Source organism: Paraburkholderia largidicola (assembly GCF_013426895.1).
GTDB lineage: Bacteria > Pseudomonadota > Gammaproteobacteria > Burkholderiales > Burkholderiaceae > Paraburkholderia > Paraburkholderia largidicola.
The window spans coordinates 2118169-2143669 of record NZ_AP023174.1 but is presented as its reverse complement, the minus strand read 5'-3'; the positions used below and the strand labels follow the sequence as shown (position 1 = coordinate 2143669).

17 protein-coding genes and 2 tRNA genes are annotated in these 25501 nt (G+C 62.2%); 13 read left to right on the top strand and 6 right to left on the bottom strand.

Annotation, left to right across the window (positions count from 1 at the left end):
• Nucleotides 1-96 precede the first annotated feature (96 nt).
• Together PPGU16_RS09680 and PPGU16_RS09675 are read right to left on the bottom strand one after the other, a co-directional pair.
• Nucleotides 97-1032: a TetR/AcrR family transcriptional regulator gene (locus tag PPGU16_RS09680; protein WP_180719800.1), complete on the bottom strand. Its 936-nt coding sequence runs from the start codon at nt 1030-1032 to the stop codon at nt 97-99.
• A gap of 269 nt (nt 1033-1301) precedes the next feature.
• On the bottom strand, nt 1302-2525 hold the full coding sequence (locus PPGU16_RS09675; protein WP_180719799.1) for an MFS transporter: 1224 nt from the start codon (nt 2523-2525) through the stop codon (nt 1302-1304).
• 261 nt (nt 2526-2786) lie between these two features.
• Between PPGU16_RS09675 and PPGU16_RS09670 the strand changes: the two genes are divergently transcribed.
• Entirely contained in the window at nt 2787-3299 is a 513-nt protein-coding gene (locus PPGU16_RS09670; RefSeq protein ID WP_180719798.1) for a GNAT family N-acetyltransferase, read from the top strand.
• A gap of 91 nt (nt 3300-3390) precedes the next feature.
• Here the strand turns inward: PPGU16_RS09670 and PPGU16_RS09665 are convergent.
• A tRNA-Leu gene (locus tag PPGU16_RS09665) sits at nt 3391-3477 on the bottom strand.
• Between the two features lie 223 nt (nt 3478-3700).
• Nucleotides 3701-3787, bottom strand: a tRNA-Leu gene (locus PPGU16_RS09660).
• 397 nt (nt 3788-4184) lie between these two features.
• Here PPGU16_RS09660 and rnr point away from each other — a divergent pair.
• From rnr to PPGU16_RS09625, 7 genes are all read left to right on the top strand, one after another.
• Complete coding sequence (gene rnr, locus PPGU16_RS09655) at nt 4185-6650, top strand: ribonuclease R (RefSeq protein ID WP_180719797.1); 2466 nt, start codon at nt 4185-4187, stop codon at nt 6648-6650.
• 115 nt (nt 6651-6765) lie between these two features.
• Complete coding sequence (gene rlmB / locus PPGU16_RS09650; protein ID WP_180719796.1) at nt 6766-7509, top strand: 23S rRNA (guanosine(2251)-2'-O)-methyltransferase RlmB; 744 nt, start codon at nt 6766-6768, stop codon at nt 7507-7509.
• A gap of 750 nt (nt 7510-8259) precedes the next feature.
• Nucleotides 8260-9138: an N-acetylmuramoyl-L-alanine amidase gene (locus tag PPGU16_RS09645; RefSeq protein ID WP_180719795.1), complete on the top strand. Its 879-nt coding sequence runs from the start codon at nt 8260-8262 to the stop codon at nt 9136-9138.
• Nucleotides 9139-9233: 95 nt separating this feature from the next.
• Complete coding sequence (gene rpiA, locus PPGU16_RS09640) at nt 9234-9929, top strand: ribose-5-phosphate isomerase RpiA (RefSeq protein ID WP_180719794.1); 696 nt, start codon at nt 9234-9236, stop codon at nt 9927-9929.
• 958 nt (nt 9930-10887) lie between these two features.
• The gene (locus tag PPGU16_RS09635; RefSeq protein ID WP_180719793.1) at nt 10888-11961 is read left to right on the top strand and encodes a sugar transferase; all 1074 of its coding nucleotides are present in this window, start codon (nt 10888-10890) and stop codon (nt 11959-11961) included.
• Between the two features lie 165 nt (nt 11962-12126).
• Nucleotides 12127-13410, top strand: coding sequence for a polysaccharide biosynthesis/export family protein (locus PPGU16_RS09630; protein ID WP_180719792.1), 1284 nt, complete (start codon nt 12127-12129; stop codon nt 13408-13410).
• A 51-nt stretch (nt 13411-13461) separates the two neighbouring features.
• A complete protein-coding gene (locus PPGU16_RS09625; RefSeq protein ID WP_180719791.1) occupies nt 13462-15696 on the top strand; it encodes a GNVR domain-containing protein in 2235 nt (744 codons plus the stop codon).
• A gap of 513 nt (nt 15697-16209) precedes the next feature.
• Here PPGU16_RS09625 and PPGU16_RS09620 read toward each other — a convergent pair.
• Nucleotides 16210-17307 carry an acyltransferase family protein gene (locus tag PPGU16_RS09620; protein WP_180719790.1) on the bottom strand — a complete coding sequence of 366 codons (1098 nt, stop codon included), beginning with the start codon at nt 17305-17307 and terminating at the stop codon, nt 16210-16212.
• Between the two features lie 424 nt (nt 17308-17731).
• Here PPGU16_RS09620 and PPGU16_RS09615 point away from each other — a divergent pair, with 424 nt between their 5' ends.
• Both PPGU16_RS09615 and PPGU16_RS09610 read left to right on the top strand, forming a co-directional pair.
• Complete coding sequence (locus tag PPGU16_RS09615; RefSeq protein WP_180719789.1) at nt 17732-18586, top strand: methyltransferase, TIGR04325 family; 855 nt, start codon at nt 17732-17734, stop codon at nt 18584-18586.
• Between the two features lie 278 nt (nt 18587-18864).
• Nucleotides 18865-19722 (top strand): cupin-like domain-containing protein, encoded by an 858-nt coding sequence (locus PPGU16_RS09610; RefSeq protein ID WP_243460526.1) that lies wholly within the window; start codon nt 18865-18867, stop codon nt 19720-19722.
• A 95-nt stretch (nt 19723-19817) separates the two neighbouring features.
• On the opposite strand, the gene PPGU16_RS09605 is transcribed toward PPGU16_RS09610, so the two are convergent.
• Nucleotides 19818-21194, bottom strand: a complete 1377-nt coding sequence (locus PPGU16_RS09605; protein ID WP_180719787.1) for a glycoside hydrolase 5 family protein — start codon at nt 21192-21194, stop codon at nt 19818-19820.
• A gap of 402 nt (nt 21195-21596) precedes the next feature.
• On the opposite strand from PPGU16_RS09605, the gene PPGU16_RS09600 reads away from it, so the two are divergent.
• Genes PPGU16_RS09600 through PPGU16_RS09590 form a run of 3 tightly spaced genes read left to right on the top strand, consistent with a single transcriptional unit; the run spans nt 21597 to nt 25364 of the window.
• Entirely contained in the window at nt 21597-22700 is a 1104-nt protein-coding gene (locus tag PPGU16_RS09600; RefSeq protein WP_180719786.1) for a glycosyltransferase family 4 protein, read from the top strand.
• Nucleotides 22688-23905 (top strand): glycosyltransferase family 4 protein, encoded by a 1218-nt coding sequence (locus PPGU16_RS09595; RefSeq protein WP_180719785.1) that lies wholly within the window; start codon nt 22688-22690, stop codon nt 23903-23905. Before PPGU16_RS09600 ends, PPGU16_RS09595 begins: the two co-directional genes overlap by 13 nt.
• Before the next feature lie 58 nt (nt 23906-23963).
• A complete protein-coding gene (locus PPGU16_RS09590) occupies nt 23964-25364 on the top strand; it encodes a hypothetical protein (RefSeq protein WP_224030187.1) in 1401 nt (466 codons plus the stop codon).
• The last annotated feature ends 137 nt before the right edge of the window (nt 25365-25501 follow it).

Below are 25501 nucleotides of genomic sequence, written 5' to 3'. Positions count from 1 at the left end.
GCGGTTTCGGCACGGAAGCGGCGTCATTTGAACGTGAAGGGCAGGCACCTGCGCGGGTGCCTGCGGTTGTTCCCGTGCCTTTTGCCGCAGCGTGCGTCAGCCGTGCGCCGCGTAATGCGTGGTGCCGTAATCGCGCGAGTCGGCCTGCCGGTCGGCTTGTGCCGGTTGCGCCGGTTGCGCGAACGATCCCAGTCCGGTGCGGTGTGCGGCGTCCGTCGACGGGTGTGCCTGCGGTGCTTGCGGCGTCGCTTGAGTCCGCGGTTCCGATGGGGCCGCCTGCGATCCGGCCTGCGCCGCCTGCCGCACCGCATCGCATGCGATGTCGTCGCTCCCCGCATCGCCGAGCACGGAGGCGAACACGGCGAGCTGGCTCGCGTCGGGCAGCGGCGCCTTCAGCGCGGACACGATCAGCGAGGCGAGTCGCGCGATCAGTTGCAGGTCGTTCATCGACTTGCCTTGCGAGAACTCGTTGATCAGGCTGTCGGTGTCGGCGCCCGCCAGCACGCCGGAGAGTGCGCCGATTGCGAAGTGCAGCCGCCAGCCGAGTTCCTCGCGCGGCAGGTGCGGCAGCGCGCGCTGGAACGCGTCGAAAAACCGCACGGCGACGGACGCATAGTGCGCGTTCAGGAAATCGCGGATGAACGGCGACGGATCGGTGTAGGCGCGGCCCAGCAGCCGCAGGAACGCCTTGCCGCCGATCCGCGTGTCGCGCGATACGCGCAGCGCCGGAATGAACATCGCGCCCAGCACGTGCTCGCAGGTCAGGCGCGCGCCGAGCAGTGTGTCGAAGCGGTCGAGCAGCTTGAGGCGCTCCTGATTCAGCAGGTCGAGGCGGCGCGACAGCATCGCGTGCATCAGCGCTTCCTTGCTGCCGAAGTGGTAGTTGACGGCGGCCAGATTGACCTCGGCCTTCGACGTGATCTGCCGCAGCGACATCGCTTCATAACCGCATTCGATGAAGAGCGTCTCGGCGGCATCGAGGATGCGCGATTTCGTGTCGCCGGGGTGGCGGTTCGTCGTCCGTGTTGTCATTGATGTCTCCCTTTGCCGGCTCTCACCGGCCCAAACAATCGATTCAAATTGGAATTTGAAACGTGCGTTCTTTTTCAGGATAAGAATGCAGTCCGTGATCGGGCAAGAGGTGAGTGTCGATAAACCCCTCTAAAAGTGTCCGACCGCGCGTGCCCTCGCAGACGACGCGGACAAAAAAGGCCGCTCCGAAACGAATCGGAGCGGCCTCGTATCTGCTGCATTGGCCCGGGCGCCGTGGCGCCCTTATGTTGGATGTGCGGTGCGTGCGTTCAGTGTACCGTCGCCGCGACCTGTTCGGCAGATTGTGTCATATCTACGCCGCGTCGTTCGCGGCTGAACAGGATAAAGACGGCGATCACGACGGCCACGATGCCGATCACGGTCGCCATCACGGTCGCGTAGTCGTTGCCGTGCGCTTCGGCGATACCTGCCTGGAGCGGCCCGTTCACCGACGCGATCAGATTGCCCAACTGGTAGACGAGGCCGGGAAAGGTCGCGCGAATTTCATCCGGCGAGATTTCGTTCAGATGCACGGGAATCACGCCCCATGCGCCTTGCACCGAAATCTGCATCAGGAACGCGCCCGCTGCGAGCAGCACGGGCGTCGACGAGAATGCCCACAGCGGCAGCACGGGCAGCGCGATCAGCGCGGCAATGCAAATGGCGCGCTTGCGGCCGATCCGCTCGGACAGCGCGCCGAAGAACAGGCCACCGCAGATCGCGCCGATGTTCAGGACGATCGTGATCCATTGCACGGTATGGGCGTCGTGATTGTGCTGCACGCGCAGGAAGGTTGGATACAGATCCTGCGAGCCGTGCGAGAAGAAGTTGAACGCCGTCATCAGGATGATCGCGTAGACGGACAGTTTCCAGTTCTGCTTGAGCGTGGCGACGAGGCCGGGGCGGGTCTTCTTTTCGAGCGTCTTGAACGCGGGCGATTCGGGCACGTGCGCGCGGATATACAGCACCAGCAGGGCGGGCAGCACACCGACGAAGAACATGCCGCGCCAGCCGATGTACTGGTACAGCTGACCGAACACGAGCCCCGCGAGCAGATAGCCGCTCGGATAGCCTGCTTGCAGCAAGCCGGAGACGAAGCCGCGCGCTTTGGGCGGGACGGTTTCCATTGTCAGCGCGCCGCCGACGCCCCATTCGCCGCCCATCGCGATGCCGAACAGGGCGCGCAGCACGAGCAGCGTGGTGAGATTCGGCGAGAGGCCGGACAGCAGTTCAAGCAGCGAAAAGCACGCGATGTTGACCATCAGCGTGGGACGCCGGCCGAACTTGTCGGCGAGGTAACCAAAGATGAGCGCGCCGACGGGCCGCATCATCAGGGTCAACATGATGGCGAAGGAAACCGATTTGATATCGGTGCCGAATTCGCTTGCGATATCTTTCAGCACGAAAACCATCAGAAAGAAATCGAATGCGTCTAGAGTCCAGCCTAAATATGCCGCGATCGTGACGTTTCTCTGTTCCCGAGTCCAGCTCATTTCAATTGTTCTCCTGTCTCCGATAATCCGTGCGATTCAAAAGCCGTTTGAAAGGCTTGAGGTGGCACGCCTCGCCCCCGTAGCTAAAGGCTTCAGAGAGTGTACGCCGACGATTAAGCGGTTGCATGCAACAAGCTGCTTCTATCCGTGCTAACCCCTGGATAATCGCTGAGGGAATCAGGAATAATGTCTGGGGAATGTAATTAATGTATTAATGATGATTGGATGGAGTTTGTAATTCGTAATTAACGGGAATAACAATTGCTGCCTTCTTTTATTTCGCAACGCTTGTCTTTAAGACCGCGCACGCTAGCCGATCTCGACGATTGCATCGCGATGGACCGTGATCCCGACGTGACGCGTCATGTCGATGGTCCGTGGCACGAGCCGGATGCGCATCGGCGGTTTGTCGTGGATCGCATCACGCGCGCTTATCCGGATGGGCTGGGCTACTGGTCGATTGTCGAGCGCAGCGCGCCGGCACGGTTCGTCGGGTGGGTGCTGCTGATTCCGGAAGACACACACGGGCCAGAGGTCGAGATCGGCTGGCGGCTCGTGCGCGATGCGTGGGGCAGAGGAGTTGCCAGCGAGGCGGCGCGTAGCGTTGTCGCGCATGCGTTTGGGACGGTCGGGCTGGAGTCGGTTGTGGCGGGTATTGCAGAGGGCAATGCCGCTTCGCGGCGCGTCGCACAGAAGCTGGGGATGAAGCGCGAGGGGAACGTGGACGGATATGTCCGGTTCAGGCTGACGCGAGACGGCGTTACCGACGTGTGAATGTGAAGCGCCTCGATGAGCAGACGCCCAAAACAAAAAACCCCGCAGGCTTATCGCTTTGCGGGGTGATCTGTTTTTAGCTTCGAGAGAGTGGTGCCCAGGAGAGGACTCGAACCTCCACGGTGTTGCCACCGCTAGGACCTGAACCTAGTGCGTCTACCAATTCCGCCACCTGGGCACGTCTCAAGCTAGACCGCTATTTTAACGAGAAGATTCTGCGTGTCAATGGGTATTTTGAAAACGCTTCATCTTTTCGTCTGGTTGTTCGCGCATCAAATGACTCGACGATCAACCGTTACTGCAACTTCCTGCGTTGCTTCCTCGGGATCGTAAAACCACCGCGAAGCGCAATACACTCACAACAATGAAAAACCGCCCGAAGGCGGCTTTTCATTTGAATCTGGTGCCCAAGAGAGGACTCGAACCTCCACGGTGTTGCCACCGCTAGGACCTGAACCTAGTGCGTCTACCAATTTCGCCACCTGGGCAAGGTGCGTTTGAAGCAGAGACAGCGATTATAGCGTCTCGAATAAGCGTGTCAAGCATTTCGCGAAAACATTCGCATGACAGCCGCCATGCTCGCGCACGAGCACCGCGTACTTCGCGCAAGCGCCCGCTGGGCGGCGCGTAGCGGGCGAGACGGGTGTTAGAATCCCCGCAGTAGGAGGCCGGCGTCGAACATCCGTCAAGGGTCCGCGCGACGGCCGGCGGGACCTCGGACGAGGCCTCGCTCAGGGCCGCATTCGCGGCCTCACGGTTGTCGACGGTCAGAGAGCAGTCGCAGTCATCGCAGTCACAAGAGCAGCAGTTGCAGTTCAAGTTCAGTTAGAGCAGCGTCATCCATCCGCCGACGTCCACGCAACGAGAACAATCATCGACAAGCCCTTGAGCAAATATCCGTATCCGATTCCGAGCCGCGAAGAAATCCTCGGCGTGCTGCGCACGAGTGAAACGCCGCTTGCAGCGAACGACATCGCCGAAGCACTGTCGATCAAGCGCCAGGAGCGCGAAGGGTTTTTCAAGCGCCTTGCCGCGATGGAACGTGATGGCCAGATCAGACTCGATCAGCGCGGCCATTATCAGCTGACCCATCCGTCGAACTTCGTCGCGGGCCGCGTGCAGGGCCATCGCGACGGCTACGGTTTTCTGATTCGCGACGACGGCCAGGACGACCTGTTCCTGCCGACGGGCGAAATGCAGAAGGTCATGCACAACGATCGCGTGCTGGCGCGCATCGTCGGCTATGACCGGCGCGGACGCCCCGAAGGCCACATCGTCGAGGTGACGGACCGCGCGAACAAACGCGTGATCGGCCGGTTGCTGAACGAGAATGGCGCGCTGATCGTCGCGCCCGAAGAAAAGCGCATCGGCCATGACATCCTGATCACGCAGAACACCAAGAAGGCCAAGGTCGGGCAGGTCGTGGTGGTCGAGCTGACGGACTTTCCGAGCCGTCATTCGCAGCCGCTGGGTCGCGTCGTCGAAGTGCTCGGCGATATCGACGATCCCGGCATGGAAATCGAAATTGCGGTGCGCAAGTACGGCGTGCCGCACGAGTTCAGCCAGGCAGCGCTCGACGCCGCCGCGAAGCTGCCCGACGAAGTGCGGCCCGTCGATATGAAGCACCGCGTCGATCTGCGCGACGTGCCGCTCGTCACGATCGACGGTGAAGATGCGCGCGACTTCGACGATGCCGTCTATTGCGAGCCGGTGAAGGTCGGGCGCGGCGACGGTTTCCGCCTGATCGTCGCGATTGCCGACGTGTCGCATTACGTGCTGCCCGACGGCGGCCTCGATGTCGATGCGATCGAGCGCAGCACGTCGGTATATTTCCCGCGCCGCGTGATTCCGATGCTGCCGGAGAAGCTGTCGAACGGTCTCTGTTCGCTCAATCCGAATGTGGACCGTTGCGTGCTCGTGTGCGACATGGTCATCACCGCGCGCGGCGAGATCAAGGCGTATCAGTTCTATCCCGGCGTCATGCATTCGGCCGCGCGTCTCACGTACACGGAAGTCGCCGCCGTGCTGACCAATACGAAGGGTCCGGAAGCGACGCGCCGCGCCGCATTGCTGCCGCAACTGCAGAACCTGTACGGCGTCTACAAGTCGCTCTTCGCCGCGCGCCAGAAGCGTGGTGCAATCGACTTCGATACGACTGAGACGTACATCGTCTGCAATGCGCAGGGCAAGATCGAGCAGATCGTGCCGCGTCATCGCAACGACGCGCACAAGCTGATCGAAGAGTGCATGCTGGCCGCGAACGTGTGCGCCGCCGACTTCATGAAGCGCAACAAGCATCCGGGCCTGTACCGCGTGCATGCGGGGCCGACGGCGGAGCGCCTCGAAAACCTGCGCACCTTCCTGCGCGGCATGGGTCTGACGCTCGGCGGCGGCGACACGCCGCACGCAAGCGATTACGCCGCGCTGATGGCGCATATCCGCGACCGTCCCGACGCGCAGATGCTGCAGACCATGCTGTTGCGCTCGATGCAGCAGGCCGTCTACAGCCCGGACAACATAGGCCACTTCGGTCTCGCGTATGAGGCGTACGCGCACTTCACGAGCCCGATTCGCCGTTATCCCGACCTGCTCACGCACCGCGCGATCTACGCGATCCTGCAGGGCCGCAAATACGAGCCGCAGGCGCCGCACGGCGTCGAGCTGAACACGGCGCTGTCGCCGCGTGCCCGCGCGCTGCAGGCGGAAGACGAGAAGCGCGGCAATCGTCCCAACCGCGGCCGTCCGAACACGGCGATCTGGGAAGAACTCGGCCTGCATTGCTCGGCGAACGAGCGCCGCGCGGACGAAGCCTCGCGCGATGTCGAAGCGTGGCTCAAGTGCTACTTCATGCGCGACAAGCTCGGCGAAGAGTACGGCGGCATGGTGAGCGGCGTGACGTCGTTCGGCATTTTCGTGCAGCTGGATGCGCTGTTTATCGAAGGGCTCGTGCACGTGACGGAACTGGGCTCGGACTATTTCCAGTACGACGAGATCAAGAACGAGCTGCGCGGCGAACGCACGGGCATTCGTTATCGGTTGTCGGATCGCGTGCGGGTGCAGGTGAGCCGCGTCGATCTCGACGCGCGCAAGATCGATTTCCGTCTGGTGCGGGACACGCCCGTGAAGTCGCAGTCGCATCGCGCGGCGCCTTTGGACAAGGCGAGCGATCTCGGCGGGCCGCGTGTGCGTTCCATCGATCGCGCGACGCAAGCCGACGGTGCACGGCGCAAGAAGGCGGCGCCCGCGCAGACGGCGGCCGTGAAGGAAGCGCGCACGGCGCGCAAGGCGGCGGCGTCGAAGAAGCGCGCGGCGTCGAAGTCGACTGCCAAGCCGGTCCACAAGAAGCGTTGATTCTGTATTAACGCCGCGTGCGTTTCGTGCGTGCGCGGCGCTCATTCTCATCGGGTGCGCTTTGACCGGTTCGATTGGTTCGGTCAGGCGCGCTCATTCAAAGGTTGTTTCAGTCATGTCACGTCTCAAGGTTCTCTACGGTTTTCATGCGGTGACGGCACGCTTGCGTCACGATTCATCGACGGTCGAAGAGATCTATTACGACCAGAGCCGCCGCGATCGCCGGATGAACGAATTTCTGGCCGTGGCGAAAGAGGCGGGAGTCCGCCTGATTGCCGCCGACGAGACGCGGCTGTGGGGTCTTGCGCATACGGAGCGGCACCAGGGCGTGGTGGCGCGCGCGGGCGATCTGCCGCTGGCGCAGAACCTGGCCGAACTGCTCGATGGCGTTCAGGGGCCGGCGTTGTTGCTGGTGCTCGATGGGATTACGGACCCGCACAATCTCGGCGCGTGTTTGCGGGTTGCCGATGCGGCGGGTGCGCATGCTGTGATTGCGCCGCGGGACCGGGCGGTGGGTTTGAATGCCACGGCGGCGAAGGTGGCCAGTGGTGCGGCCGATACGGTGCCGTACATTACCGTGACGAATCTCGCTCGCGCGTTGCGGGAGTTGAAGGATGCAGGGGTGTGGGTTGTTGGCACGGCCGGGGAAGCGACTACGTCGCTGTTTGAGACGAAGCTCGATGGGCCTGTTGCGCTGGTTATGGGTGCTGAAGGGGAAGGGATGCGCAGGCTGACACGTGATACGTGTGATGAGGTGATGAATATTCCTATGGCTGGGTCTGTGGAAAGCCTTAATGTTTCTGTTGCATCAGGGGTTTGTTTGTTTGAAGCCGTGCGGCAGAGGGGTGTTAAGAAGTAGGTTTTTTTGTCTGCGACGCTGGTGGGGTTTGCTTTCGCTTTCGCTGGCATCCGCGTGATGTTATTGGTTTGCTAGCGTTGCCCCTGTGCGGGGCGGCACCTACTTTTCTTTGCCGCCGCAAAGAAAAGTAGGCAAAAGAAAGCGGCTCACACCGCCAGCGCGTGTTCCTATCCACGGGCCCCCAACGTCCCCGCGCTTCAAACGGCAGTGACCCTGGCCGGTGCTCGTTGCCAACGCTTCGAACAATCGCATCACCGGCTTCAGGCACCCATACGACGGCAAGCGGCAGCGAATGGTATGTGCCGCCCAGGTGGCAAACAGTGTGTAGGGTGTCGCACCGCACAGGTTGGTGCTCTTACCAGAAACACCAGCCTTGCTACCAATCCGGAGTGATGCGTGTAAGGCGCGAATACCTACACACTGTTTGCCACCTGGACGGCGGCGGACTGTCTGGCGCGGCGCGCTGTGACGCGGGCACATGAAGCGGGTGAGGCGTACAGAGAGAACGTTGGCAACGGACGCGAGCAGGTGCGTTGCCGATTGAAGTGTAAGACCCTTTGGGGGCCCTCAGGCAAGAACAAGGATTGGCGGTGTGAGCCGCTTTCTTTTGCCTACTTTTCTTTGCGGCGGCAAAGAAAAGTAGGTGCCGCCCCGCACAGGGGCAACGCTAGCAGACCAAAGACACAACGCGGATGCCAGCGAAAAGGCAAAACCTGCCTGGGCCAAAAAAACCGACCGAGCCAAAAAGCAATGAACCCCACCTCAAACCCCTTGGCGCGGCTCGCGCTATCAGCAGCAACAACGCTACTGACAACAGCCTGCACCCCGAGTCTCATCAACCACCACACCTACTACACCGACACCTCGCGCCCAGCGCAATACCAGGACACCCGCATCCGCTTCCTCGTGATGCACTACACCGAGATCGACGAAAAACAGTCGCTAGAGGTTCTCACGCAGGAACAGGTCAGCGCCCACTACGTCATCCCCGATCATCCGAAAGAAAAAAACGGCGAGCCCATCGTCTGGCAACTGGTGCCGGAATCACAACGTGCCTGGCACGCGGGCCTCAGCGCCTGGCAAGGCACAACGGAACTGAACGCCGCCTCGATCGGCATCGAAAACGTCAACCTCGGCCCCATCGACACACCGCAAGGCCGCACCTGGCAACCCTATCCGCCGGAGCAGGTGAACGCGATGATCCGCGTCGCAAAAGACATCGTCACGCGATACAACATTCCGCCGACCCGTGTCGTCGGCCACAGCGACATCGCGCCGCAACGCAAGATCGACCCAGGCCCGCTCTTCCCGTGGAAGCAGCTCTACGATGCAGGCGTCGGCGCCTGGCCCGACGATGCGACCGTCGCAAAGGAACTCGCAGGCCGCGATCCGCATGCGCCCGCAGACGTCCGCGCGCTCCAGCAAAAGCTCGCGCGCTACGGCTATGAAGTCGCGACGGACGGCGTGCTCGACGACAGGACGCGCCGCGTGTTCGCCGCGTTCCAGATGCATTTCCGTCCCACCGATTACTCGGGTAATCCCGATGCGCAAACCGATGCGATCGCGCAGGCGCTGCTCGACAAGTACACGCAGGCTGCCGCGCCAGAACCAGCGCGGCCGGCGCCATGAACGAGAGGCGCACGCTCAACACGTGCAATAAATCCGGCCCCACGCTTCGACTCCGGTAAACTTGCAGTTTTCCGCTTGCCCTGGCATTTCCCATCATGACTCAAGACGAACTCAAGCAACTGGTCGGCCAAGCCGCCGCCGACTACGTAGTCGCCAACGTGCCCGAAGGGGCCATCATCGGTGTCGGCACCGGTTCGACGGCGAACTGCTTCATCGACGCGCTCGCCACGCACAAGTCGCGCTTTCGCGGCGCGGTGTCCAGCTCGGTCGCGACGACGGCGCGCCTGCAATCGCACGGCATCCAGGTGTTCGATCTGAACGACATCGAATCGCTGCCCGTCTATGTCGACGGCGCTGATGAAATCGATCACGGCGGCGCAATGATCAAGGGCGGCGGCGGTGCGCTCACGCGCGAGAAAATCGTCGCGTCGGTGTCGGAGAAGTTCGTCTGCATCGCGGACGCGAGCAAGGTCGTCGATGTGCTCGGCCAGTTTCCGCTCCCCATCGAAGTCGTGCCGATGGCGCGCACGGCAATCGGCCGCCGCGTGACGGCGATGGGCGGCGTGCCCGTGGTGCGCGTGACGAAGGACGGCTCGCCCTATATCACCGACAACGGCAACGAGATCCTCGACGTCAAGGGCCTGCGCATCAGCGATCCGCGCACGGTCGAAACGCACATCAATGCATGGCCGGGTGTCGTGACGGTGGGCCTGTTCGCAACGCGCGGCGCCGATCTCTGCCTGCTCGGCACGGCGAACGGCGTCGAGACGATCGACTACTCGAAACGCTGACTACTCCAGCCACCGGTGCGCGTGAGCGCAGCGCAACCGCGCCGGCGGTTATCGCGTAGTGCCATCGTACTCACGACGCGACGCTATCCCACGACGGCCAGCCGGACCGCTCCCATCTTCTTCTTTCCAATGCACGCGGTCCAAGTGGAATAGCCGGACCGCACGCATCTCTCGATATCCCGAGCACGCAACTGAGCGAGCGACGACAGCACTGCGTGAAACCCGTCGCCTTCGAGATCCGGGTATACGCGGGCTCTCGTCGACTGAACGCGGTACGGAAAGCGTTCTCCCGTAAGTAGTTAAGATTACGAATCGAAAGTGCGTCGCATGCACCGATCAGATAGCGCGCGTGCGCGCCCGCGGATGGATCGTAGTGACCTTGAGCATCGGAATATGTACGCTCGCGCACACTACGTGCACACGACCCTCTATAAGAGGCACCGTTCGAGCGCGACAGAGAGACGTTCCTGCGTAAGCCATCTGGCAATACGACCGCGACAAACGCACGCCTGACACGCGTCGCGGATCTCTTCGAATCGAAGAATCGCAAAACGTTTTTCGATCTCGACAATCACCCGGCAGCGATTTCAACTCTTCGAACACGCGTTGCGTGCGCTCGCGCACGCAACGCGCAATGTTGTCGCCGCATCTAATCGGATTGCACGGAAGGCGTGTCCGACGATCGCGAATCGTTGGTGGGATTGCGCACGGAATCGCTGCTGCCATCCCCGTACCTTATCGATGTGATTTGCGCGTTGCCGACGTGTATCGACGGCCGGCCGCGACATCACAGGGGACCGCGCAGAGTGGGCGACCCGCGAAAGCGAGAGCGTGCAGCAGCAAACAGGGCAGCAAGTTTGCTGCTGGGCACGATGGCTTTCCCGGTGCGAGCGACGACTATGCAAACAGCGGCGGCTAAACATCGACCATTGAACACGCGACGCAGTGGGGTAGGAATATGTCCGAGCTGGTGCATCGTGCGATCGATATCGCGCTAATCGTGCTGGGCGCTTTCGGCGCACTGCACCTGAACCTGAACTTCAACGTGGCAGCAGTGGGTCCTGCGCATCAGCTCGACCCAACGCTCGTCGCGTTCGTCGCGGCGCTGGCGTTATCGGTATTTCCAGCGTGTGGAACCTATCCGCCGCGAGGGCGGCATCCCGTCGCGAGCGTCGCCGGCCGGACGGCATTCGCATGGCTCGCCGTGCAGCTCTGCGGGCTTGCCTTGCTCTACGCCATTCATCGCGACAACCTGATTTCCATGCCGTGGTTCATCTACTGGACACTGACCACGGGCATCTCGCTGCTTGCTTCGCACACGCTTTTCTTTGCGGAATTCAGTGTGGCTCGCCAGGCCACCGCATGGCTGCACGGCGAGGAAACGGAGCACGAGCTGGTCGAGACCGAACCGCATACGGGCGCGGTCAGGCACGCCGTCAAGCGCGTCTTCGACGTCACGGTCGGCCTGACGATGATCCTGGCGCTGCTGCCCTTGCTCGTGCTGATTGCGCTGGTCGTGAAGCTGGACGGAGGTCCGTCGATATACGGCCATACACGCGTGGGCCGCAATGGCGAGAAGTTTCGCTGCCTCAAGTTCCGCTCGATGGTGGTCAATTCGCAGCAGGTGCTCGAAGAGTTGCTCGCGAGCGATCCCGTGGCGCGCGCCGAGTGGGAGCGCGAGTTCAAGCTCAAGAACGACGTGCGCGTGACGCGCATTGGCCACTTCCTGCGCCGCACGAGCCTCGACGAACTGCCGCAGCTATGGAACGTCGTTCGCGGCGAGATGAGCCTGGTCGGGCCGCGTCCGATCGTTGCCCAGGAGCTGGAGCGCTATGGTGCCAACAGCAAATACTACCTGATGGCGACGCCCGGCATCACCGGTCTCTGGCAGGTGAGCGGGCGCTGCGAAACCGATTACGCCACGCGGGTGTCGCTCGACGTCACCTACGTGAAGAACTGGTCGTTGCACAGCGACATCGGCATTCTCTTCAAGACGATCTTTGTTGTGATCAAAGGGAATGGCGCTTACTGACTTTGCGGAGATTGCAGTCTGAACGTCGCTCGTGGCACGAGGCAACGCGGGCATGGGCATGTACGAGAGGGCATCACCAGGCATCGTGGAATCAGTAGCACCGGGCCCGTATCCGCCGCGCATGGTACGCAGCGGGACAGCCAACACGCAACAGGGGGTTTGACCATGCAACTCAACCGGGTTGGCGAGAAGTGGATGACACAGGCGCGCACCGCGCGCCTGTCTTCGTGGCGGCAAACGGTATGCTCGCGTGCGCGGCTCGACCTCGCACGCGCGTTTCGTTTCGTCGCTTCCGGATGGGCAGCGCCCGCGGCCGCAGCTGTGCTGCTGTCGGGATGCATGCTGTCGCCGGGGATGACCTTCAGGAATATGCCGTCGGGCACCGTTGGGGCGGCGGGCGCCGCGCAGACCGCGGCGGGCCGCGCAGGCTCGCAGGATGCGTCGGGCAGCGATCGCGCGCCCGCGGGTTCGCTCGTCGAAATCACCGACGATCTGGTCTCGAAGCAGCAGCAGGATCGGCCGACGGGTGTGCCCGACAGTGTGCGCAATCTGTTCGCGAAGGCGGAGCCCTATGTGATCGGGCCGGGCGACGTGCTCAGCATCGTCGTGTGGGATCACCCGGAACTCAGCATGCCGGCGGCAACGACGGGAGGCGGGTCGAATACGGCTGGTGGCTCGGCCGTCGCGCCGGGCTACACGGTCGATACGAACGGCTTTATCCAGTACGCCTATATCGGGCCCATCAAGGTCCAGGGGCTCTCGGAGATGGGCGTTCGGGATATGCTCACGAGCAAACTGGGCCGCTACGTCAGGCAGCCGCAGATGACGGTGCGGGTCGAGACGTACCGCAGCAAGCGCATTTATCTGGATGGCGAAGTAAGAACGCCGGGCGTGCAGGTGCTCAACGACGTGGCGATGACGCTTCCCGAGGCGATCAACCGGGCAGGCGGCTTTACGGACAAGTCGGATCGCTCGAAGGTGTCGTTGACGCGCGGGGATGACACGGTGGTCGTCGACATGCCTGACATGATCCGCAACAACGTGAACCCGGACCGGATCATCCTCCGCGACGGCGACCTGATACGCGTCTATGCACAAAACGATAGCAAGGTCTTCGTGATCGGCGAAGTGCAGCGTCCCGGCGGGCTGCCGTTCAACAACGGGCGCATGACGCTGAACGAGGCGCTGGGCGACGCGGGCGGCATCAGCCAGATTTCCGGCGATGCGTCGCAGGTATACGTCGTGCGCGGCCGCGATGCGGGCCAGCGCGTGGTCTACCACCTCGACGCGACGTCGGCCTCGGCAATGGCCACGGCGGATTCATTCGAACTCAAGCCGAACGATGTCGTGTTCGTCGATGCTTCCTCGCTCGTCAAATGGAGCCGCGTCATTGGTCTGATCTTGCCCGCTACCCAGGCGGCTGCGACCACCCGGGCAATCGGCTACTGATACTCATATGCACGTGCCCGGCGTCATTGCAGGCACCGACGGAGAGATAGATTGAAACAGCGTGAATATCTGCTAGAGGGGTCGGCCGACGACGGCGTAATGCCGCCGGAGGGCGGGTATGTCGGCAAGCTTCTCGATACCCTGTATGAAGGCCGCAAGACCATCGTCGTCATTGCGGCGCTCTTTACGCTCGTGGGCCTCGTCTACGCGATGCTCGCGCGCCCCGTCTATCAGGCGGACATGCTCATCCACGTAGAGGATAGCGATGGCGCCGCGAAAAACGCGCTAGCCGATGTGTCGGCCATGTTCGCGGTGAAAACGGCAGCCTCGGCGGAGATCGAGGTGCTGCGCTCGCGGATGGTTATCTCGCGTGCCGTCCAGGCCACCCAGCTTTACATCAACGCCGCGCCGCGCTATTTCCCGGTGGTGGGACGATGGATCGCGACTCACCTGAACGTGTCGAGCTGGTCGGGCCGTGGCGGCTACGCATGGGGCGACGAGGCGATCACCGTGGCGCGCTTCGACGTGCCCGACCGGATGCATGGGGCGAGATTCATCCTCACGCTCAAAGGCGACGGCGTGTACACGCTCGCGCACAATGGCATGGACCTGCAGGGCCGCGTCGGCGAGACGCTGCACGTCGAAGTGCCGGGCGGCGCGATCGACCTGCTGGTGAGCGCAATCGACGGACACCCCGGCGCCACCTTCGAACTGTCGCGCTCGTCCGAACTTGCCGCGACCCTGGGTTTGCAAAGCAGGTTGATGATCTCCGAGAAAGGCAAGGAGTCGTCGGTGATCGGCGCGGCGCTGGAAGGCGACGACCCGGTGAAGACGAGCGTGATCCTGAATGCGATCGGCAACGAGTACATGCGCCAGAAAGTGCAGCGCACGCAGGAGGAAGCGGAGAAATCGATCGCGTTCCTCAACCAGCAATTGCCGGAGTTGAAGGCGACGCTGGAGCGAGCCGAAGAAGAATACAACCAGTTCCGTTCGGAGCACGGTGCGGTCGACCTGGGTGCGGAGGCCGCGGCCTTGTTGCAGAGTTCGGCGCAGGCGCAAAACCGCATTGCCGACTTGCGGCAGCAGCGCGCCCAGCTGGACGCGCGCTATATGCCCGACAACCCCGCGCTGATTGCGATGAACGGGCAACTGGAGGAGGCCGAGAAGGCGATGGCCGAACTGGCCGTGCAGACCAAGCGGCTGCCGCCCCTCGAACAAAGCGTGCTGCGCCTGCAACGAGAAGTCCAGGTCGACACGAACATCTACACGAATCTGTTGAACACCAAGGAGCAGTTGCGTCTGGCCAAGGCGGGCAAGGTCTCGAACGCACGTCTGATCGACAGCGCCGCCGTGCCGGAGGGCCCGATCCGGCCCAAGCGCGCGCTGATCGTGGTGGCGGGTTCGCTCACGGGTCTGTTCGTTGGCGCGGCGCTCGTGCTGTTCAAGCGCAGGATGAATAGCGGTATCGCGATGGTCGACGAAATCGAGGCAGGCGCGGGACTGCACGTCTATGCTTCCGTACCGCGCAGCCGCGTGCAGCAATCTCTCACGCGCCGTCTGCCAGAAGGCGTGCCGGGGACCTGCAGCGTGCTGGCGTGCACGGCGTCGTTCGATGCCGCCGTCGAAAGCCTGCGCAGCTTCCGCGGCGCGCTCGAGTTCGCGTTGCGCGATGCGCCCAATCATGTCGTCCTGCTCGCCGGGCCGACACCGATGGTCGGCAAGTCGTTCGTGTCGGTCAATCTGGCGGCGCTGCTGGGGGCGTCGGGCCAGCGCGTGCTGCTGATCGACACGGATCTGCGGCGCGGCACGTTGAACGCCTGTGTAGGCGTGCGTTCGAGCCCTGGCATCACGGACATCATGCAGGGCATGCACTACGAGAGCGCGGTGCATCGGCAGATCATGCCGGGTGTCGACTTCGTCGCGAACGGCGGCTATGTGGCCAATGCGAGCGAGCTGCTTCGGCATAGCCGCTTCAAGCGCTTCGTCGAATGGGCGGACCGGGAGTACGACGTCGTGCTGATGGACGCACCGCCCATCCTGCCCGTGGCCGACTCAGGCATCGTCGCCAACCTGGCGGGCATGGTCTTCCTGGTCGCGCGCCAGGGGGTGACGAGCGTGTCGGAGCTGCGCGAATCGGTGCGACGCTTCGAACAGATCGGCGTGCCCGTGCGCGGTGTCGTGTTCAACGACATGACGTCGCGGCCCGGCAAGTACGGCAGCGAATATGCCGCCTATGGCTACGCGAGCTACAGCAATACGGGTGGCGACGCGGGTACCGCGAGCTGAACGCATGACGGACGTCAGGGCTGTCATGCACGGCTGCGACGATGATCGATGCCTGCGCGTTCCTGAAGGCATTGATTCAATGACGATCGACGACGGATCGACATAGCCCGCACGGCGGACCATCGCGCGCTTGCGCGAGCGCGTCGTGCGGGTGTCAGGGATGTTCTCGAAATGCTTCCGTTTGCAACCGTGGTCTGCGCCTGTACGAACAGCGTACCGGGCGTTTTCCAATTCCCGCGACTTGCGCGCGTCGGCACTCGGTTCTCACTTACGTATGCGATCAAATCGCGCTGCGGCGTCGCATTCCGCACGCCCGGCGACAACAACGCTCGATGAGTGAACGGCAACGCTCAACATAATTGCGCGTTCTCCGCGCTCCGACGCGCTATCTGAAGATCCCGCTCGACGCGCTTCGAGAAGTTGCTGCGCGACACGCGCAACCCGCGTCGACGGTCGCCGGAGAACACGACTCTGGATTTGCGCGCAGCGATTCGTTTGCGGGCGCGTGACGGCTCAGCGTGCGTCGTGATTGACTTGTACGTTGCGCGTGGAACGGTCGTCGGCAGCGATGATCTCGTGCTTCAGGCCCGCCAGTCGGGATCCGGGCAGCCGCACAGGCGGCAAGGATTGCAGCAGTCGGCGCGCGCGGCTGTGCAGCGGCCTGTCGACGAACCAGTAGAGCGCGGCGCCGACGGCTGTCGCGATGACGATGATGACTGCGACGCCGACGGGCGACGTGGCGTCGAAGCCATCGATCGTCAGCAGTTTGCGCACGGCTTCGACACAGTACGGATGGCTCAGGTAGATCGCATAGCTGGCATCGCCTATGAATAGCGCGCCTTTCGTCAACGGACCCGAACCGATCTTCGATTCGAGGCTCAAGCTGCTGACGACCAGCAGGAAAGCAGGAACGCCGAAGTAGAGCAGATGTGCACGGGAGAGTTCGTTCCAGTTCACGTATGCCATCCATACATAGGCGGCGATGGCGATGCCCACGGCCAGCGCAGGCCTGATACGCACGCCGCGCTTCCACAGCCGGTAGACCACGAAGCCGAGCGGGAACTCGAAGACGCGCTGATAGGAATAGAACTCGGCAAACGCGTCGCGTGAACCCGACGCACTCGCTGCGCAAAAAATCACGAAGATCAACGCCGACGCGAACAACAGCCGGTGGCGACGCGTCAGCGCCAGCGAGATGGCCGCGACCACGTAGAACATCATTTCGTAGTTCAGCGTCCAGCCGACGAACAGCATCGGGAAGATCAGCCCGCTTTCCTTGCGATAGGGAATGAAAAAGAGCGACTTCAGCAGGTTGCCCAGGTCGGCTGTCGTCGAGTTGAACAGCGAAGGCGCGATGAGCGTGCCCGCCAGTACCACGAACGTCAGCACCCAGTAGAGCGGCACGATCCGCGCAATGCGATCGGACAGGAAGCGCTGCGCAGTGAGGCGAGGGCTGTCCAGTACCAGCGCGATGACGAAGCCGCTCAGCACGAAGAATATGTCGACGCCGAATTCACCGAGGGTGTGCCCGGTCGGCGCCATGATGTGATAGAAGATGACCGTGACAGCCGCAACGCCGCGCAACACGGTAAGGGACTGGAGCTTGTTCATGTAAGGGGCGCGGTCCGCGCGTTCCAATGCCGGCCGGAGCGGATGCTCCGCATTGCCGCGGTTATTCTGACATTACAAAGCTGCAAGCGAGTGCGCAGTTTTGTGGGTAACCGTACGCAATCCAGCAAATGGCGAAACGGATTCGCATACTGACCCCGCGCGGTCCGCCTGATCCGGACTTTCTCGCCTGATCGGGCCCCGCAGACCTTCGTCTTCGGCTAGCGCTGGCCATCTCTCGCAGAACACCATCCGGCTCATAGGGAGCATCTCGCTCTCCCATCAATCCAGGCTCAATAGGCGGGGATGTTAGTCAACGCACGTTTGACCGACAGGCGGGGTAGTAGCCTGAAAGCGTGCTCGCTGCGTGCAATGAGAATGCGCGCATGCATCGTGGAAATTGCTGTCACGCTCACCTGGAACTCTCATGAAGAAAGTGCTGAAAGCCATTTTGATGCATAGCTTCATCGGCGCCTGGCTCGGAAAAATTCCGGGTTTGCCCCGGCTCTACGCGAAGACCGTCTGGTGCCAGCAGATGAATAATTTCCTCGGCCTTTACGGCAGCTTCGAGGATGCCGAGCGTGCTGCGACGGATTTCAACAAGGTCGGCTGGAACGACGAGGGCATCGCGAAAATTCTCGTCAACGAGAAGCCGGAAGAAGCCGCACCGCAAGTTTTTCAGACCTCGCAGTTTGCCGTGCTGCTGTGGCTGACCAAGCTGCTGAAGTCAGGCAACGCGATCCTCGACGTCGGCGGCGCTGGTGGGGTCTTCTATGAAATCTGTATGCGCTATGGCCTTCTGTCTTCCCCCATGCGCTGGCACGTCGTCGACGTCCCGGCAATGGTGAAGCGCGGCATCGCTCGCCATCAACAGCTGAAATCGCCGATGATCAGCTTCGGCACGGAGCTCGTCGAAGCGCCGTCGTCCAACATCATGCTGATGCTGGGCGTCATGCAATATCTGCCCGATCCGCTCGGCGAGAAAGGGCCGGGCATTCTCGAAAACGTGAAGACTCTGCCGTCCCACATCCTCATCAACAAAGTGCCGCTGATGGACGACGGCGAAGTCTGGACGATACAGAATCATGTGACGAGCGCGATGCCGTATCGGCTCTTCAGCCGTCGGAAGTTCATGGACTATTTCGAAGCGCATGGCTACCGTCTGCGCGACCGATGGATGGTTCCGGAACTGAGCGTGGACATCCCGTTCCATCCCGAACGTGCCGTACCGTTTCTCGAAGGCGTGCATTTCGAGCGTCATCCCGCAACGGCAGCGACATAGAAGAGATGCAGTGGGAAAAGCGCGGCAGGCGCGCACGAAGGACAGCGGCGCCAGGCACAGGCTGCGCGGTGACGAACCCGGTCTCCCTGTTGTTGCCTGATAGAAGTGCATTCGCATTGTTTCTCTAACCGTGAAGGTGTCCCATGTCTGTGCCGAGCGATGCTACTGTGTTGACTGATCCATCGCACCAGTTGCCCTTCGACGACAAGATTCTTCAGGTGTCCACGAGCGAATTCAAAAGCAATTTCAATCTCCATTCATTCAAGTTCGAACATACGTTGCATCAAAGCGGCCTGTTCGAAATCCCCAGGATCGTTGAACTCGCCAGGCGGGTAATCGACCGCCATTCGAACCGCGATTTCAGTGCTCTCAACTTCAAGCGCGCCTCGATCGATGCGAAGTTCACGGCGATGCCGCAGAGCGAGCGGCTGGCCGAGACGGTGTCCCGTCTGGGTGAAATGGGTACGTGGATCAAGCTGAGCCGCGCGCAGGATTACGACCCCGCGTATGCGGAAGTGCTTGACAGCATTACGTCCGAACTTGAAGCCTTGTCGGGCTTGCCGCTGCGCGAGGACATCACGTGGGCAACTATGACGCTGTTCCTCGCGTCGCCGAATATCTCGACACCGTTCCATATCGATCACGAGACCAACTTTCTCTTCCAGGTGCAGGGCTCGAAGGACGTGTGCCTGTTCCCTGCGAGCGATCGCGAGCTGGTGCCGGATCGTGAGGTCGAACGCTTCTACAACGGAAATGCCGAAGCGGCGTTCTATCGTCGGGAAATGCAGGATCGCGGTACGGTCTACAGGCTCGAACCGGGACACGTGGTACATCACCCGCCATTGGCGCCGCACTGGGTAAAGAACGACGACAATATCTCGGTGAGTGTGAGCATTGGCTACTGCATGAGGTCTCTCGAGGACCGTGCGAGGGTTTATCAGGCGAACTACATTCTGCGCAGGATAGGTCTGAAGCCGGTGCCGCCGGGGCTCTCGTCCTTGCGCGACAGTGTGAAGAGAACAGTCATCTCCACGCTGGAGAGCCGCGATCCAAAGACCTATTCGGAAGTCGTCTTCGCGCCGATGACGCGGCTGAAATCACCGCTGAATGCGGTTCGGCGACTGGTCAAGCGCTGAAGCCGAACATCGTGGGCACAGCAGGCGAGCCGATACGCGCTGCTCGTGCCCACATTCGCATTGCTGAGGCTTGAATCTCATGATGCCGCAGACCCTCAGGATCCTGGCGTATCCGCGAGCGTGACTTCAAGCAGAATGACGTGGTCGGGCACGTCTACGGGGAGTTGACGCACGTCGCGTTGAGTTGTGATCGGCGCCGCCGACACGAGCGGATCGTACACATCGACACGGCGTGCCGTCGCACCGAAATCGACGTTGATGCGTGCAGGCGGCATCGTAACGGGCGTTCCCTTCGCCCGGTCCCAGATCTGCGATTCGTTCCACAGCACGAGCACGAAGCGGCCGTCCTTTTTCTGCAGCAGCAGACTGTTCGCCGATGGGGGCATGTCCGACAGCGTGTACGGGAGCGTGTTGCGCGCCGCGCTCTTGGCACGTGTCGCCGTGCTGGCGTTGAGGATCGACGTGAGATTGCGAACCGCGTGGGCCACGGGCTTGGGGCTGTTATCGAAACGAAACATCCCGAAGTGCATCTCGCCGCTCTTGTTCTGAGGATCGGACTTTTCGTCGAGCAGTTCGTAGACATAGATCCGCTTCACGCCCGCCGCCGCCGAATCCATATAGCCGTTCAAAATGGCCTTGGCCTGGGTCGCCTCGTCGACGCCGATCATGTACCAACCCGATTGCGGCATCGAGAAGTAACCGAACTCGGTGATGACGATCGGCAGGTTGAACTTCTTGACACTGTAAATGGCCGCGGGTATCCAGCTGCCGCCGGGCGAGTTGTAGGTAGGCTGATTGCCGTTTTGCGGGTACGCATGCTGATTGGCGTAATCGGCGGAATCGGCACGCGTTTCGACTGTTCGGGTGTCGAAGCCGGTGAGATCGTAGACGGGGACGCCCGCGAGTTCCTTCGTGCCGCGTACACGCGCGTAGATCTCGCGCTGGGCGGCGAGTCCGGCCGCCGCGCCCGTCAGGCCACGGTACGGAATGGGAAAGTTGTCGATCTCGTTGAAGCCTTCGATGGCCGCGATGCTGCCGGGCACTTCGGTATTCAGCTTCGCGGCCAGTTCGATCGACTCCGCGATGTTCGAGCGCACCAGAAAATTGAACCGCACGCCGTGCTGCGCGAGGTAGGAATACGCCCCGAACGGTGCGCTCGGGCCGGGCGTATAGTCGCGCACGTGGCGGATGCCGAGCCACTTCATATTGTCGGCGACGTTGCGCACATTCGCGTACGCGCCATCCGTGTAGTTGACGTGGGTAACGACACCGAGCGTGTCGATGAAGGCGTCGACAGGCATGGCTCGCACGGGATCGGCAGCGTACGCGGCCGATACCCATGCAAGCGCGCAAAGGGCCGCAGCGAGGCTTTCGAGCCGTCTGTGCAGCGTCGCCCGGCCTGCGCGGCGCGAACCATGAGAGAGGGATTGGCGGTCAGGCAGGGCAGGGATGCTTGCTACAGGATGCTTCACGGCGTATTCCTCGCGTACGAAGGTGGCCGGCCGCGGGCGCTTTGCTCCACGGCGGCTTCCTCGATGGGTTCGCCTCGGGTGGAGGCGCATGCAGCGCTCATTCTGAGGCGTCGTTGCATCCCAGGTGTGTGCGACGGCGAACGGATACCTGTTCCGCGGCACATCGGATTTCACTTGTCGTGCAAACGGCGCGGTCTGCAGATAACGCTCAGGCGTTCAGTATTGGGATGGCGCACGCGAATTGACACGCCATGAGCGACGGCGAACATTCGCAAGAGGGGACATCGGCCACACTTCGAGCCATATAAATAGCAAGGCGTGGCTTGTCGAATCCGGTCGTGTGCTGCGGTGACTTCGCGCACGGATGACGTCCGGTCATGAGCGATACCTCGGACCCTGTCGATGAAACACGCGCATGCCCCCAATCTGCTGATCAATGGTCGCTTCCTCGGTCGACGTGCGACGGGTGTCGATCGCTTCGCGTTCGAGACCATCCGGGCACTCGATCAACTGATCGAGTTGCGTGATCCGCTCGTGGCCGGATTGCAGGTCGAGATCATCGTGCCCGAAGCGCTGACTGGTATGTCCAATCCGTTTCGGCACGTCGGGCTGCGAGCCAGCGGTAAAGGCGGAGGTCTGCGCTGGGAGCAACTCGCGTTACCGCAGGCTGCGCGCGGCCGCTTGCTGCTCAATCTGTGCAACTCGGGACCGCTGCTGTACCGCCGTCAGGTGACGGTCCTGCACGATGCGGCGCCCACGCGCGTGCCGGACAGCTACAGCCGGTCGTTTGTCGCCTGGTATCGGTTGATGGCGCCGCGCCTTGGCCGCGTATCTCAGCGTGTCATTACCGTGTCGGAATTCTCGCGGCGTGAACTGTGTGACGCCTACCGGATTCCAGCCGGCAAGATCGGCGTCGTGTCGGAGAGCGGCGAGCACATGTTGCGCGTGCAAGAGGATGAAGGGACCGTGGCGCCCACGCTGAACGGGCGTCCTTTCGTGCTTGCCGTCGGGAGCCTCAACCGGCACAAGAATTTTCAGCTCGTGGCCGAAGCCGCGCGTCTCATCGACGATGCGCAGTTCGACATCGTGGTGGTGGGCGGCGGCGATGCGCGGGTGTACGGGGCGGGCAGGGATGCGTTACCCGCCTTCGTGAAGCACCTCGGCTACGTGAGCGATGGCGAACTGGCCGCGCTTTACCGGCGTGCAGCATGCTTTGTCTATCCGTCGCGCTACGAGGGCTTCGGACTGCCGCCCGTCGAAGCGCTGGCACTGGGCTGTCCCGTCATCGCTTCGAGACTGCCCGCCGTGCAGGAAGCGTGCGGCGATGCCGTGCTCTACACGTCGCCCGACGATCCCGCAGAACTGGCGCGCCTGCTCGAACGGATCACCGCCGACGCCACGTTGCGTGCAAGCCTGCGCGAGCGAGGCCGCGTACGGACAGAAGAACTGACCTGGCGCGCGACGGCTGCCCGGTTGATCGAGGAGATTTCGCCGTGGCTAATGTAACGCTTGCCCCAACCCCTGCTAACGACATACGTCGCTTTGGCCGCGTAGCGCTCGTACATGACTGGCTCGCTGCGTATGCAGGTTCGGAAAAAGTGGTCGAGCAGATTCTTCAACTGTTCCCCCATGCCGATCTGTACAGCGTCGTCGATTTTTTTCCTGAAGCGCAGCGTGACGTGCTGGGCGGGAAACGCGCGCATACCTCGTTCATCCAGCATCTGCCGCGTGCGCGCAAATCGTTTCGCCACTATCTTCCGCTGATGCCGCTGGCGATCGAGCAGTTCGATCTGTCCGGCTACGATCTCGTGATTTCGTCGAACCATGCGGTGGCCAAGGGCGTGCTGACGGGCCCGCATCAGGTCCACGTGAGCTATGTGCATTCGCCGATTCGTTACGCGTGGGATCTGCAGCATCAATATCTGGCCGAAGCGGGCATGCAGCGCGGCATGAAGAGCTGGATCGTGCGTCTGCTGCTTCATTACATGCGTATCTGGGATCATCGCACCGCGCATGGCGTGGATGCCTTTGTCGCCAATTCGGCCTTCGTGGGCCGGCGCATTCGCAAGGCCTACGGTAGCGATGCGACGGTGGTCTATCCGCCCGTCGATGTCGAGCGTTTCGAACTCAGCACGGAGCGCGAGGACTTTTACCTGATTGCCTCGCGCATGGTTCCGTACAAACGCATTCCGCTGCTCGTCGAAGCCTTCGCGGCGATGCCTTCGCGGCGCCTCGTGGTGATCGGCGACGGAACGGATTTCGCACGCGCCAAGGCATGCGCGACACCCAATGTGACGCTGCTCGGCTATCAGCCCGATGCCGCGCTGGTGGATTACATGCAGCGCGCGCGTGCATTCGTGTTTGCCGCGGAAGAAGACTTCGGTATTTCGGTGGTCGAAGCGCAGGCCTGCGGGACGCCTGTCATTGCGTTGGGCCGTGGCGGCGTGCGGGAGATCGTCGTCGAATCACAGGACCCCGAACGCGCGACTGGACTCTTTTTCGGCGAACAGACCGTGGCGTCCATCGTCGACGCGGTGGAGCGCTTCGAACAGTCGCCGCCGTTCCGCGCGGACGTGTGCCGCCGCAACGCGCTGCGCTTTACGAAAGAGCGCTTCAAGCGTGAATTCCTGGGCGTGGTGGAGCGCGCCGTCGAAGCCAGCCGGGTACCCGCCGATCCGGCGCCGGAGATTCGCCGCTGGCGTTCCGCCTGAGTCGTGCAACAACAGGTCGTTCACGCCTGCATGCAGTGAACGGACAGGAGGTGAAGCAGTGCCGTCCATATACGGAGTCCTGGTCATCGTCATCGGACTACTGGTGCTCTATACGTCATTTCGCGGCGCCATTTACGCGATGGCGGCGTTTTCGCTGTTCGCAATGACGCTTGCGCTGAGTCTGGGCACGATCGGCATCATGCCGGCACAGCTCTTTCTCGTTTTCTTTGCGCTAAGGGCGTTCAATCTCGTCGGCGGCAAGGGAATCGGCGACGCGCTCTCGATGGACAAGCCGGGCTTCTGGCTGCTCTGTACCTGCGTGTGGGGTGTCGCCGGCGCCATTATGCTGCCGCGTCTTCTGCAGGGCTCGACCTTCGTGTTCCCGGTCGACCGCGGTCTCACGGGCGCCATCGTGGTGCAGCCGCTCGGCCCCGTTTCGGGCAATCTTTCGCAGGCGATCTATCTGGTGGGCGATCTGGTCGTGTTTGCCTGCATGTATGCGTTCCTCAAATATCGTGGCGCCTACCGGGCGCTCGCGAACGGCATTTTTCTGCTCACGATCCTCGATGTGTCCGCGGGCGTGATCGATTTCGTCACGCATGCTGTGGGTCTGGATGTGATGTCGGTCATCAAGACGGCTCAGTACGCCGACTTGAGCGGCGAAGAGCTGGGCGGACTGGTGCGTATCACCGGCACGTTCGCCGAGACGTCCGCGTTTTCGAGTTTCACGCTGCCGCTGTTCGTGTTCTGCCTCAATCTCTGGCTGCTCGGCTATCGTCCGAAACTGGCAGGCGCGCTCGCGATCGCGACGGGCACACTGTTGCTGATGTCCACTTCAGGCACCGCCTATGTCGGACTTGCAGCGTATATGTGCATACAGGTGATCAGTCGGCCGGGGCGTGTCGCGCCCGGCGCCGTCGAGCGCCAGCAGCGCATGTGGATCATCGCCGCCTGCGCGGGCGTGCTCGGCACCCTCTACGTCATCCTCTTCATGCCGAGCGTGGCGAAAGCGCTGGCCGACTTCGTCGACACCACGGTCATGAGCAAGGCAGATAGCTCGTCCGGTATCGAACGAATGAGCTGGAACACGCAAGGCGTGACCAACTTTCTTGAGACATACGGGATCGGCGTGGGATTGGGCAGCATTCGTGCATCGAGCTTCCTCGTGGTGGTGCTGGCAAACCTGGGTATCGTGGGCGTGATCTGCTATGGGATGTTCCTCGGCAAAACGCTGCTGTCGCCCGTGTCGTCGCATTACCCGCTGACGGAACGCGCCGTCTGCCACGCGGCACGGCATGGCATGCTCGCGACCTTGATCGTCGCGTCGCTTGCAGCCGGCGTGTTCGAACTCGGCTCGACCTTCTACCTGTTTGCGGCTGCAGCGAGCGCGCTTTCGCAGCGCGTGCCGAGACGCGCGCCCGGGCGTCAGGAATGGGGCGCGCGCCGCATTCAGGGATGAGCGCCTCTGTTGTTGCTTTGCTCGATCGGGACGGGTGCAGGCAGCCATGAGTCGCATCGCATGCAGTGCACGCTTCGGCGTTCGGGATACGTGCGTTTGCGTGGGGTAGGCAGCAGTGCTGCGTCTGCGGCACCGAT